The organism is Marinoscillum sp. HNIBRBA16962, from assembly GCF_057801515.1.
Window position 1 is genome coordinate 2,396,250 of sequence record NZ_CM173603.1, and the last position, 11,618, is coordinate 2,407,867.

Here is an 11,618-nt window from a genome sequence, read left to right on the forward strand (position 1 = left end):
TAGAAATAAGGTTTGATGTTTATACTATTCCGTAGATGTCATTTTCTTTCATGATCAAATACTCTTTGCCATCGATGGTGATCTCAGTGCCGGAGTATTTTCCATAAAGTACATGGTCGCCTACTTTTACATTGATGGGCTCGTCTTTCTTACCAGTACCAATTGCGACAATCTCACCTCTTTGAGGCTTTTCTTTAGCGGTATCAGGGATGATGATACCTGAAGCAGTTTTTTCTTCTGCTGCCGCTGGTTCTACCAGAACTCTATCGGCAAGTGGTTTGAAATTAACTTTTGACATTGTTATTAATTTTTATGGTTAGTTAATTTTTAATGTTTGACAAATGCTATGGTAGCATTAAATATGCCAAACTGGCTGAACGTCTCCGTGTCAGTTTTTCAGGGTAAAAACCTGACAAAATATCAGTTTCGTCGAAAAAAATGTGTCAGACTGCCTGTCAGTATTGTCATTTAGAGATTTGTACTGTAAATTTTATATCAAAACATGCGAGTATGGAGCAATTAAAACATGACTGGTTGACTGATGGAATGATTGATTATGAGTACAAAAAATATGTACTGCTTGCATATATACAGGATATTAAGAAGCGATTTAATCTGACTGAACTTTACCCTTTTCTTTCAGACCTTGTGTTTCATTACCGTAATCTTCAGAAAATAAAGGAAAACAAAGAGGTCATTTATGAGAGCTTTCCGAAAAGTATCAGTAAGGCGGACTTCAGGAAGCTTAAATTCAGCTATAACCGAATGATTAAAGACGATGAGTTGATGAAAGAAATAGAGGATATCATAGCATTTGCCATACCTCAGCTTGAGAATACTATAAATGAAGGAAAAGAGCTCTATGAGTTTGTGGAGGAAAATCTGGAAATATCTCCTGTGGGCCTGGTACCAATCTACTTAAAGGAAGGTTATTTTCTGATCAATCAGGATGCCGGGCGGGAGGTGAATGTATTCAGGTACCAGGTATCGGTTTTTGAAAATTCCAATGAGACGTACAGGGGAATTAGCACTACATATATTAGCGATGACTTCAGGGACATTTCAAGGTCATGCGAACAAATCAAGCTGGATCTCATTAAGCGATTTACAGAATTACCCAATCCAGCCACTTACCTCATAGTAAGCAAGATGAAATTCCCTATGCCTCAGACGCTGCTGCCTGTAGCGAAGCGTCTTCTGGTTCGTACTGTTACGGGGGTTAGTTAATTAGTTAGCAGAATCTGCCGGCTCCAGGTTGAGGTCTTCGCCTGCTCCTTCAGTATTCTCCATATTGAGGTCTTCCAGTGACTGGTCTCTGGTAGATCCGTCAGTTGGCTGGATAGACTGTGGCAGGATAGATTCCTGTGCATTCTCCAGGTTAGGAGAGGTTTGAATATTGTTCTCTTGTTTGGAAGCCACGAAGTTTGTAGACATGGTGAGAACCAGCAGGGCGATAGCAAATCCCCAGGTCAGTTTTTCCAGAAGATCACCGGTTTTCTTTACACCCATGATCTGTGTAGAGCCTGCGCCGCCAAATTGGCTACTCAACCCACCACCTTTGGGGTTTTGTGCAAGTACTACTAAAACCAACAACAGGGCCACTAAAATGATTAAAATAACTATCAGTCCGTACATCTTCTACTTTAATTTCTCAATGAGACCCGCAAAGTAAGATTTTTTTTCCGGGAATTTCAACATTAATGCTTTGTAAATTTCAGAAGCCCGCTCTTTTTTTCCTTGTTGCAAATAGATCTCTGCCAGGTATTCAGAGGCAATTTCAGGATGGAAGGCAGTGCTTTCTCCTGATAAGTCTTCTTCATTTTTTGTCTTGCCGCCCGCCGGGGAAATGGAAGGGTTATTTTTTATAAAATTGGATATAATGGCGTTCTGATCAGTCTTTCGGGGATCGCCTTTGTCGTCTTTCTTATCGTCTTTCTTTGTGCTTTTACTATCCGTTTTTTTAGAACCTGTCTTCTTTCCTGCCCCTTTGCTGGTAGTAGAGGTTGTTTTTTTTGTAGCGGAGGGCTTCTTTTTGGCTGTGCTCTTTGTCGTACTGGTTTTTTTGGTAGGCGCAGTGGAACTACTACTTTTAGCAGGTGATTCTTTTTGTCGGTTGCCTCTGGCAGAGCGTGATTCAGCAGCCTTCCTGAGGGGCTCATCTTCTTTATCTTTTTCTTCCTGCTTCTCCTTTTTTACTGGTGACTGGCCTTTCTTCTCAGCTTTCTTCAGCGCTTCATCTACTGCCTCTTCTTCTTCGAACTGCCGCTCATACTCCATAAACTTCTCCCTGCTTACTTTCAGCTCTTCCATATCCCGGTAAAGCTCGTCAATCAGTTGATCCAGGCTATTGCTTTGATCGGCTGCCGAAGGTCCGTCGGTTAACTTCTCTGAATCCTGATCTTGTGGAGAGACAGGTCTTGTTTTTGGTTCAGAAGTGGATTTGGGAGTTTCTTTCTTTTTCCCGGCAGGGACCTCTCTTTCCGGTTTGGTCCTCGTTTCCGGTTTAGGTTTTGAAGGTTTAGGTTTTGAAGGTTTATCAACATCGCCCCCTTTTACCTCTACATTTGAAACAGTGCTCCGGGTAGGAGGGGTGAGGTCACTTCTGGGGTTGCTTTTGATCTTACTTTGGATCGAAGCTGATTTCTTTTCTTTTATCTCTGCTGAGCGATCACGTTCATGGTCTGCCTCGTGCGATTCGTGCACGCTTATAGGGCTCAGAAAAATAAGCTCGTCATTGAGGTATCTTTTGAGGAGAGCCCGATCCGTGGCATATATGGCAGCCGAACTGATATATTTACCTGACTGCCTGGTTTTTTTTATTTTACCAGCCTTGGCTAAAAGCGTACGGGCACTCTGAAAATATGGAAAATCCGTAATGATATCTTCCAGGTCTTCTAGCGCCTGATCGTTCAGATCTGCGGGTTTTCTCAGATATTCAATGAATCTTTGCTTATTCACGTGAAAAATTGGTCTTTGATTAAATCTAAATTAAGAAAAATTACCAATTTGCCACAGAAGCATTGAAGATATCCAATACTATCTGGTCAAATATCTCTTCAACAAACTCCTGTTCATTTGAAGAAAGGTCTGTGGTATTTTGGTCATAATCTACAAAAAATGAGAATCTTTTCTCAAAGTCGAACTCATCATCCTTAGTATTTATGTAACTGGCGAAAACGGTGATAGTTACCCGGGATAGTGCAGATACATCACCACGGGTGTTATTTCCTGAAGCTGTAGCTGATACTGGAGTCACTGTATAATCTTCAATATAACCATCTATTTGCAAGTCTCCATTTTCCTCTACCACTGTCAGGCTGGTATTCTGCTGATAGTAGTCCTTAATCTTTTCAGTAAAAGTAGCGCTCATAGTAGCCGGGCCCAGCGGGGCGTTGTTATAAAAGGGCTGAATGGAGATTGTTTTTACGTCGGGAGAAATGGAAGCGCCCGTAAAACTATAAACCCCACATCCATGAAGTCCCAGCAACCCTGTAATCAGAAGACTAGTTATTATCAATCTCATATTGCTTTATCTTTCTGTAAAGTGTACGCTCAGAAATTCCAAGGTCCCTGGCCGCATACTTCCTTTTATTGTTGTTTTTTTTGAGAGCCATAATGATCATCTCCTTTTCCTTTTTCTCTAACGAAAGGGAGTCTTCATCCTCAGCTTCGTGGGTAATGTCTTCTATTCCCAGATCTCTTTCCTCACCATTTGAGTCAATCAATAGTGGTTTGTAGCTGTTATCAGCTGAAGGTTCCTCTGAAGACACCGGAGAGTCTACATCCCCTAGTAAACGTTCATGCTGAGATAAAATTTCGCTTCGTGATACGTTTCCGCTTAGAATATCATGAATCAATGATTTCATCTCGGCCATATCCTTTTTCATGTCAAAGAGGACTTTGTAGAGAAGGTCCCGCTCCGAGAAGTTTTCGGTATTATCCTTTTTATCAACCAGTGCCGGAAGGTAGGAGGTGGTCTTTGGTAAATATTTCAGCAGGGTGTCGCTGTCTATCTCCCGGTCCATCTCCAGGACACTCATTTGTTCCACGAGATTTTTCAATTGCCGTATATTTCCAGGAAATCTGAACTTCATCAGCATATCCTGGGCCGCTTCATCCAGAAAAATGGGTTTGGTTTTGTATGTTTCCGAAAAGTCTGTTGCAAATTTCCTGAAGAGCAACAGGACATCATTGCCCCGGTCCCGTAGAGGCGGCACTACAATGGGTACCGTATTAAGTCTGTAATAGAGGTCTTCACGAAATTTATTTTCCCGAATGGCCTCCGAGAGGTCTACATTGCTGGCTGCTATGATCCTCACATCTGTTTTCAGAACCTTGGATGACCCCACTTTGATAAACTCACCGTTTTCAAGAACACGAAGAAGACGGGCCTGGGTGCTCACAGGCATTTCACCGATCTCATCCAGAAAAATGGTGCCGCCATTGGTCACTTCAAAATAACCCTTTCTGGATTCATGGGCTCCGGTAAAAGAGCCTTTTTCATGTCCAAAAAGCTCGGAATCTATGGTGCCTTCCGGTATTGCTCCACAGTTTATGGCTATAAACTGACCATGCTTGCGATGGGAGAGGCTATGTATGATCTTGGAAAATGACTCTTTCCCTGCTCCGCTTTCTCCACTGATAAGCACACTCATGTCAGTAGGGGCTACCTGCATGGCAATGCGAATGGCATTGTTGAGTTTGGGGGAGTTTCCTATGATCTCAAAGCGCTGCTTTACAGACTGTATTTCCGAATCTACTCTATAATCCATGTTGTAAGGTTGCTTGCGCAGAAACTACTTTACCAAATAGTGTGGCAGCGGTGCAGTCATAAATTTTAACGTGTACATACTGACCTTTGTTGGTACCGTCATTTTTAAATATGACCACTTTATTGGCCGAATTTCTTCCTTGGAGATCATTCTCTGACCTCTTGCTTGTACCCTCTACCAATACTTTGAAAGTCTTACCAATATCACGTTTGTTTCGCTCCAGGGATAGTTTCTGCTGCCTGGAAATGATCTCCTGCAGGCGACGTTTTTTTACATCCGGGGGAATGTCATCTTTATATTTTTTTGCTGCCAGCGTACCAGGCCTTTCCGAATAAAAGAACATGTAGGAAAAGTCATATTTGACATAGTCCATAAGTGTGAGCGTGTCTTTGTGCTCATCTTCGGTTTCAGTACAAAAACCGGCAATCATGTCAGAGCTGATGCCGCAACCATCCCCCAGGATTTCTCTGATCGCATCTACCCGGTTGATGTACCATTCCCGGTCGTAGGTGCGGTTCATTAGTTCAAGGACTCGAGAGTTGCCACTTTGCGCGGGCAGGTGGATGTATTTACAGATGTTTTCATACTTTTTCATTGTATGAAGCACCTCATCAGTGATGTCTTTAGGGTGAGAAGTGGAGAACCGGACCCTGAGATCAGGGTGAACCCTGGCCACCATTTCCAAAAGATTGGCAAAGTTGATCACTTCGCTTACCTCTTGCTTTTCAAGCTTTGCCTTGTTGTTTTCTTCTGCAGACCATTTGTATGAATCTACATTCTGGCCTAAAAGAGTAACTTCTCTGTATCCTTTATCGAAAAGGTCTTGTGCTTCAGCCACGATCGAATGCGGATCACGGGACCGCTCACGTCCGCGGGTAAATGGCACCACACAAAATGAACACATGTTGTCACATCCCCGCATGATGGAAATGAAAGCTGTCACTCCGTTGGAGTTAAGCCGGACGGGGGATATATCTGCGTAGGTTTCTTCCCTGGAGAGGAAAGTGTTTACTCCTTTTTCTCCGTCTTCCGCTTTTTTTACCAGTTTAGGCAGGTCTCTGTATGCGTCCGGACCTACTACCAGGTCAACGATTTTTTCTTCATCGAGCAGCCTGGATTTTAATCGCTCCGCCATACACCCGAGTACTCCGATGGTGATCTCAGGACGCTCTTCTTTTATTTTATTAAACTGATTAAGTCGTTTCCTGACGGTAAGCTCGGCTTTTTCGCGGATAGAACAGGTATTGAGCAGGATCACATCCGCACTTTCAAATGATGCAGTGGTGTCGAAACCTTCCTTTTTAAGGATCGAGGTTACGATTTCACTGTCCGAGAAGTTCATTTGACACCCGTAACTTTCTATGTAAAGCTTCCGGGCTTTTTGATTATGACTTTCCTCTGAGATCTTTACTCCACAGCTCTCATCATTCTTGTTCTCCTCTTTTTTATCCAGGATATCGATATCCGCAATCACCTGTGTCATACTCATTTTTTTAATTCGGAGTGCAAAGATAAAGGATCAATCGGAAGTGAGTGACATTTTGTCAGTAATTTGGTGGGCAGTTTTGGTTATTGGTTAATTAGTGATTGGTGAATTGGTTGATTAGTGATTGGTGAATTGGTTGATTAGTGATTGGTGAATTGGTTGATTAGTGATTGGTGAATTGGTTGATTAGTGATTGGTGAATTGGTTGATTAGTGATTGGTGAATTGGTTGATTAGTGAATTGGTTGATTAGTGAATTGGTTGATTAGTGAATTGGTTTATCGGTAAGCAGTAACCGGTGGTCGGTAAACGGTGATCGGTATGTCGGTGGTCGGTATTCGGTAAACGGTGATCGGTGTGTCGGTGATCGGTAATCAGACAGTAGGCAGTGTGGGTAGTCGGCAGTAAGCAGTGGCAGTAGGCAGTTAATTGGTGATTGGTTGATTAGTGGATTGGTGATTGGTGATTAGGTGGTGGATTGGTGATTAGTAATCGGTAGGCAGTGGCAGTAGGCAGTAGGCAGTTAATTGGTGATTGGTCCAAAGTCAATAGTCAAAGGTCAGTGGTCGGTAATTGGTGAGTCGGTGGTCAGTAGTGGTGGGTGATCAATCCCCCCTATAATCCCCCAATGCTCTTAAGTTAAGGTCACTCCAGAATGGAGTCTTTGGTAAAAAGAGCATTCCCGCATTAATAATCCATAGATTCCATACTGGAATGACTGATCTGTGAATTTACAACCTTAACTTAAGAGCATTCATAATCACCCCAGGGGACTAGATGTAATGCTCAAGGTGCAAACCCGTAACTCGTCAACCTTCGCAACCCGCAACTCGCCAATTTACGTTGGGTTATCTTCTTTGGAAGCGGAGAGGCTAAATCCTACGTTTACAGTATTGTATATGAACTTATCTTTGGCTTTATCCATGACAGAAGCCTCATCTCCATACATAAGCCCCCAATCTGTGCGATCGATATTGAACTTGGCCTCTGCTTTGAGTTGATCTCCACCCATGCTGACCTTTGCCGGGAATTTTACGCTTTTTGTGGTACCCCGCATTGTCAGATTTCCGGTTATGTAGTGGGTAGGGTTATTTATCATAAACTCACTCATAGTAGCCGGAGTATAATCAGACTCAAATTGCTCTTTATCCTGAATATTGATCGTAGAATCAAATGGTATCACTTCCACTATTTCGAAAGTGGCATCTGGGTATTGCTCAGCGGCAAAAAAATCATCTGACATCAGGTGACCGGTTAGCTTTTTGTAATTGTCACTTCCTTTCTCCAGGTCCTTGTCTTCCAGGGATTTAATGTCTATGGTAATGCTTCCGCCGGTGATCTTCCCATCATTTACCGCTATGAACCCTTCTGATAGGTTTATGATGCCATTATGCTGGCCTGTTGGCTTGCTTCCGATCCAGGTGATCACAGATTGTTTAGTGTCCACCTCGTACGTTAATGCAGCTTCTGAAATGTCAGAAGCCTCTATCGCGTCACCCACTTCAGCATCCTGTCCTTTTTTCTTTTGCCCACATGCGATCGCTCCAAAAATTATTATAAGCGTTATCAATACGTTCAGGAAGTTGGTTCTCATGATCAGTTGGTTTTATGGTCTTAAAAACATTACCTTAACGATCAATTAGTCAGTTCTGTTTTATTAAAAATGATATATTTATGGCACTGGTAGTTCCGGTTAGAGGTTTTGATCCCATTTTTGGTAAAAATTGTTGGTTGGCGCCTAATGCTACTATAGTAGGAGAGGTGACGATGGGCGAACAATGCACCGTGTGGTTCAATGCGGTAGTGAGAGGCGATGTTAATTACATAAAAATAGGGGATAGGACCAATATTCAGGATAACGCGACTATTCATGGTACTTACGAAAAAGCTCCTACAAACATTGGGAATGATGTTTCCATAGGACACAACGCCATAGTTCATGGCTGTACGTTGGAGGACCAGGTTTTGATCGGTATGGGTGCCATGGTCATGGATGGCGCGGTGGTAAAGACAGGTGCGATCATTGCTGCAGGTGCCGTAGTGCTGGAAGGTACTGTCGTGGAGGAGCATACGATCTATGCAGGAGTGCCGGCCAGGAAAGTGAAGAAGGTGGAGGGAAAAAACCGGGAGATGCTTCTTAGAATTGCCAATAATTATGTGAAGTATGCCGGGTGGTTTGGTGATCGGTGAATTGGTGATTGGTGATTGGTAATCGGTGTGTAGGTAATCGGTGGTCGGTAATTAGTAGGCAGTGGCAGTAAGCAGTAGGAGTTAATTGGTGATTGGTTTATTGGTGATTAGTGGGTTGGTGATTGGTTTATTGGTGTGTCGGTGGTCGGTGATCAGTGATCAGTAATGAGTAGCAGTGGTGGGGCCAAAGTCAATAGTCAAAGGTCAAAAGTCGGTGATCAGTAGGCAGTTTAATTGGTGATTGGTTGATTAGTGATTAGTGGGTTGGTGATTGGTGGGTTGGTGATTGGTGGGTTGGTGATTGGTGATTGGTGATTGGTGGGTTGGTGATTGGTGGGTTGGTGATTGGTGGGTTGGTGATTGGTGGGTTGGTGATTGGTGGGTTGGTGATTAGTGGATTGGTGATTAGTGGATTGGTGATTAGTGGATTGGTGATTAGTGGATTGGTGATTAGTGGATTAGTGGATTGGTGATTAGTGGATTGGTGATTAGTGGATTGGTGATTAGTGGATTGGTGATTAGTGGATTGGTGATTAGTGGATTGGTGATTAGTGGATTGGTGATTAGTGGATTGGTGATTAGTGGATTGGTGATTAGTGGATTGGTGATTAGTGGATTGGTGATTAGTGGATTGGTGATTAGTGGATTGGTGATTAGTGGATTGGTGATTAGTGATTAGTAATTAGTAATTAGTAATTAGTAATCGGTAGGCAGTGGCAGTTGCAGTCGGCAGTAATCAGTGTGTGATCAGTGATTGGTAGGCAGTAAATTGGTGATTGGTTTATTGGTGTGTCGGTGGTCGGTGATCAGTGATCAGTGATGAGTAGCAGTGGTGGGGCCAAAGTCAATAGTCAAAGGTCAAAAGTCGGTGATCAGTAGGCAGTGGCAGTAGGCAGTTTATTGGTGATTGGTTGATTAGTGATTAGTGGGTTGGTGATTGGTGATTGGTGGATTGGTGATTAGGTGATTGGTTTATTGGTGATTGGTGATTGGTGATTGGTTGATTGAGTTAGTGGTCAATGGTCAAATGGTCAGTTTAGTTTTTGGTTTAAATGGATTAAAAAATGATAGAAAGGCCGCAGGCAAATGAGTACTCTAATTTCTACAAAGGGTATATAGACGCTGTTCCGGAAGGGGACATTATAGAGATCTTGAAGGATCAGGAGCTTCAGTTTAGCAGGTTTATTCAGGAAATTCCTCAAGGTAAGCTGGATTATGCTTATGACCATGACAAGTGGACTGTTAAGGAAGTTATTGGTCATATCATAGATACGGAACGAATTATGGCAAGCCGAATTCTACGTTTTTCGAGAGAAGATAAAACCTCGATGCCCGGGTTTGACCAAAATGAATATGTCGCAAGGGGTGATTTTAAAATGCGTGAATTATCTTCCCTTGTGAATGAATTTCATCATTTGCGGTTAAGTAATATAGCGCTCATTAGTTCGCTTCCGGTTGAGAAAACTTCCAATACCGGAGAAGCAAATAAGGTGGTTTTTTCCGTGCGTGCTCTGATCTACATTTTGGCGGGGCATTTGGAGCATCACTGGTTTATTCTGAAAGAAAAATACTTAAATCAATACCATTAAGATAAGGTCACTCCAGTCATGGAGTCCTTGATCAAATTGAGCATTTTCGTTTTATAATACATAGATTCCATTGCTGGAATGACTGATTCAGTGAAATTTCAACCTTATCTTAATGGTATTAATTCTTAAATTAACAACCTATGAATTTTCTTGTAAGACTTCTACTTTCGTCCCTGGCGGTTATCATTGTTTCTTATATCCTGCCAGGAGTGTACATTGAAAGTTTTCTCACGGCAGTGGTTTTGGCTCTGTTGCTTTCTCTGCTCAATGTTACTTTAAAGCCGATACTAATTATTTTCACTATCCCACTTACGGTTGTGACCTTGGGGTTATTCTTACTCGTAATCAATGCTTTAATGATCCTTTTAGCGAATGCTATTGTTCCGGGATTTGTTGTAGAGGGTTTTTGGTGGGCGCTTTTGTTTAGCCTGTTGCTTTCATTGACAAATGCACTTATTAGTGATATCAGTGGTACGAATAAGGAACGGTGAGCGGTGGATAGTGATTGGTGATTAGTGGATTGGTGATTAGGGATTGGTGATTAGGGATTGGTGAGTCAGTGATCAATCCCCCTATAATCCCCCCAAGGGGATAGATGTAGGATGACAACCCCGCAACACCCAGAAGCCAATAGCCAGCGTCAGAAGTATACGGGACACTCGGGGTCTTTCTTGTAATTTCTCAGCTTGATGCGGTAATTGAGCAGGATCTCATGGGAGCCCGTAGTTTCAGTTGTGATTTCACTGGTGTTAGCATCATAAGCATAGCCTACCCGTAGGTTTTCATTCAGGATGAGCTGGCCAATAAACGTAATCTCAGCCGAGTTTCTGACACTGATCCCCGCATAAGCAATGTCATCAAAGATCGCTATCGCAGTAAGGTCATAAGCGAGTCTGTTTTGCTCCTGCGCTCTTATCAGTACCGAAGGGCTGAGTTTTACATTGCTGGCAATAGGGAAGATGATCCCTCCTGTAGCGTAGTAATACCGGCTTTCCCTGGCATCCGATATATCAGAACCTGCTTCGTCATACACATAGGCTTTGTTTTCCAATATATAAGGTACGGAAATGCCCAAATACATATTAGGGTTGGCAAAATACAGTCCGGTACCAAAGTTTGGTGTAAATCGATTCTGTACTCCGGTTAATGTAGGGTCTTGCTGGTCAAACAGGTCGAGGTTATTGAAATTTGAAGTTCTGCTGTCAAACCCACCCTGAAGCCCCATTGCAAGAATACCCACACCGGTTTTGATCTTGTATGCATAGCTACCGTAAACCGAGTAGTTTTCATGAACACCAATCTCATCTCTGGTAGCCTGAAGCCCTACTCCGATCCGGTTAGACATTAGCGAAGTGTGTGCTGTAAATGCCTGAAAGACAGGTGCACCGTCTATGTTGATCCATTGCTCTCTGTGAACGGCTATAACGGAAAGCACATTTAAGCTCCCTGCATAAGCCGGATTCAACAGCAGTCCATTGAATGGATACGTGGAGGTTAAAGCCCGGAGTTGTGCAGAGGCAACAAACCCCGAGATAACCAGAATTCCTGCAAATAAATATCTCTTTACACCCATTTGAGTTCC

12 protein-coding genes are annotated in these 11,618 nt (G+C 42.8%); 4 read left to right on the forward strand and 8 right to left on the reverse strand.

The window, feature by feature from the left end:
* Nucleotides 1–19: 19 nt before the first annotated feature.
* Nucleotides 20–298 carry a co-chaperone GroES gene (locus tag AC3E9V_RS10345; protein WP_488753115.1) on the reverse strand — a complete coding sequence of 93 codons (279 nt, stop codon included), beginning with the start codon at nucleotides 296–298 and terminating at the stop codon, nucleotides 20–22.
* Nucleotides 299–510: 212 nt separating this feature from the next.
* Here AC3E9V_RS10345 and AC3E9V_RS10350 point away from each other — a divergent pair, with 212 nt between their 5' ends.
* The gene (locus tag AC3E9V_RS10350; RefSeq protein ID WP_488753116.1) at nucleotides 511–1,227 is read left to right on the forward strand and encodes a hypothetical protein; all 717 of its coding nucleotides are present in this window, start codon (nucleotides 511–513) and stop codon (nucleotides 1,225–1,227) included.
* Here AC3E9V_RS10350 and secG read toward each other — a convergent pair whose 3' ends face one another.
* The 6 genes from secG to AC3E9V_RS10380 all read right to left on the reverse strand — a co-directional run bounded on the left by secG (nucleotide 1,228) and on the right by AC3E9V_RS10380 (nucleotide 7,851).
* Nucleotides 1,228–1,635, reverse strand: a complete 408-nt coding sequence (secG, locus tag AC3E9V_RS10355; protein ID WP_488753117.1) for a preprotein translocase subunit SecG — start codon at nucleotides 1,633–1,635, stop codon at nucleotides 1,228–1,230. It abuts the gene before it with no gap.
* A gap of 3 nt (nucleotides 1,636–1,638) precedes the next feature.
* Nucleotides 1,639–2,958 carry a DUF8458 domain-containing protein gene (locus AC3E9V_RS10360; protein ID WP_488753118.1) on the reverse strand — a complete coding sequence of 440 codons (1,320 nt, stop codon included), beginning with the start codon at nucleotides 2,956–2,958 and terminating at the stop codon, nucleotides 1,639–1,641.
* A gap of 40 nt (nucleotides 2,959–2,998) precedes the next feature.
* On the reverse strand, nucleotides 2,999–3,523 hold the full coding sequence (lptE, locus tag AC3E9V_RS10365) for an LPS assembly lipoprotein LptE (protein ID WP_488753119.1): 525 nt from the start codon (nucleotides 3,521–3,523) through the stop codon (nucleotides 2,999–3,001).
* On the reverse strand, nucleotides 3,504–4,772 hold the full coding sequence (locus tag AC3E9V_RS10370) for a sigma-54 interaction domain-containing protein (RefSeq protein ID WP_488753120.1): 1,269 nt from the start codon (nucleotides 4,770–4,772) through the stop codon (nucleotides 3,504–3,506). The genes lptE and AC3E9V_RS10370 overlap by 20 nt, the downstream gene beginning before the upstream one ends.
* The gene (gene miaB / locus AC3E9V_RS10375) at nucleotides 4,762–6,255 is read right to left on the reverse strand and encodes a tRNA (N6-isopentenyl adenosine(37)-C2)-methylthiotransferase MiaB (RefSeq protein WP_488753121.1); all 1,494 of its coding nucleotides are present in this window, start codon (nucleotides 6,253–6,255) and stop codon (nucleotides 4,762–4,764) included. The genes AC3E9V_RS10370 and miaB overlap by 11 nt, the downstream gene beginning before the upstream one ends.
* 840 nt (nucleotides 6,256–7,095) lie before the next feature.
* A complete protein-coding gene (locus AC3E9V_RS10380) occupies nucleotides 7,096–7,851 on the reverse strand; it encodes a YceI family protein (RefSeq protein ID WP_488753122.1) in 756 nt (251 codons plus the stop codon).
* A gap of 80 nt (nucleotides 7,852–7,931) precedes the next feature.
* On the opposite strand from AC3E9V_RS10380, the gene AC3E9V_RS10385 reads away from it, so the two are divergent.
* The 3 genes from AC3E9V_RS10385 (at nucleotide 7,932) to AC3E9V_RS10395 (ending at nucleotide 10,527) form a co-directional block, all read left to right on the forward strand.
* Nucleotides 7,932–8,447, forward strand: a complete 516-nt coding sequence (locus AC3E9V_RS10385) for a gamma carbonic anhydrase family protein (protein WP_488753123.1) — start codon at nucleotides 7,932–7,934, stop codon at nucleotides 8,445–8,447.
* A gap of 1,064 nt (nucleotides 8,448–9,511) precedes the next feature.
* The gene (locus tag AC3E9V_RS10390; RefSeq protein WP_488753124.1) at nucleotides 9,512–10,036 is read left to right on the forward strand and encodes a DinB family protein; all 525 of its coding nucleotides are present in this window, start codon (nucleotides 9,512–9,514) and stop codon (nucleotides 10,034–10,036) included.
* Nucleotides 10,037–10,176: 140 nt separating this feature from the next.
* Nucleotides 10,177–10,527, forward strand: coding sequence for a phage holin family protein (locus tag AC3E9V_RS10395; protein ID WP_488753125.1), 351 nt, complete (start codon nucleotides 10,177–10,179; stop codon nucleotides 10,525–10,527).
* Between the two features lie 149 nt (nucleotides 10,528–10,676).
* Here AC3E9V_RS10395 and AC3E9V_RS10400 read toward each other — a convergent pair whose 3' ends face one another.
* Entirely contained in the window at nucleotides 10,677–11,609 is a 933-nt protein-coding gene (locus AC3E9V_RS10400; protein WP_488753126.1) for a PorP/SprF family type IX secretion system membrane protein, read from the reverse strand.
* Nucleotides 11,610–11,618 lie beyond the last annotated feature (9 nt).

Bases quoted from the DNA above. Each gene is read 5' to 3' on its own strand.
- miaB (WP_488753121.1), bottom strand. From the start codon at position 6,255: ATGACACAGGTGATTGCGGATATCGATATCCTGGATAAAAAAGAGGAG.
- AC3E9V_RS10380 (WP_488753122.1), bottom strand. From the start codon at position 7,851: ATGAGAACCAACTTCCTGAACGTATTGATAACGCTTATAATAATTTTT.
- AC3E9V_RS10350 (WP_488753116.1), top strand. From the start codon at position 511: ATGGAGCAATTAAAACATGACTGGTTGACTGATGGAATGATTGATTAT.
- AC3E9V_RS10395 (WP_488753125.1), top strand. From the start codon at position 10,177: ATGAATTTTCTTGTAAGACTTCTACTTTCGTCCCTGGCGGTTATCATT.
- secG (WP_488753117.1), bottom strand. From the start codon at position 1,635: ATGTACGGACTGATAGTTATTTTAATCATTTTAGTGGCCCTGTTGTTG.
- AC3E9V_RS10385 (WP_488753123.1), top strand. From the start codon at position 7,932: ATGGCACTGGTAGTTCCGGTTAGAGGTTTTGATCCCATTTTTGGTAAA.
- AC3E9V_RS10345 (WP_488753115.1), bottom strand. From the start codon at position 298: ATGTCAAAAGTTAATTTCAAACCACTTGCCGATAGAGTTCTGGTAGAA.
- AC3E9V_RS10390 (WP_488753124.1), top strand. From the start codon at position 9,512: ATGATAGAAAGGCCGCAGGCAAATGAGTACTCTAATTTCTACAAAGGG.
- AC3E9V_RS10400 (WP_488753126.1), bottom strand. From the start codon at position 11,609: ATGGGTGTAAAGAGATATTTATTTGCAGGAATTCTGGTTATCTCGGGG.
- AC3E9V_RS10370 (WP_488753120.1), bottom strand. From the start codon at position 4,772: ATGGATTATAGAGTAGATTCGGAAATACAGTCTGTAAAGCAGCGCTTT.
- lptE (WP_488753119.1), bottom strand. From the start codon at position 3,523: ATGAGATTGATAATAACTAGTCTTCTGATTACAGGGTTGCTGGGACTT.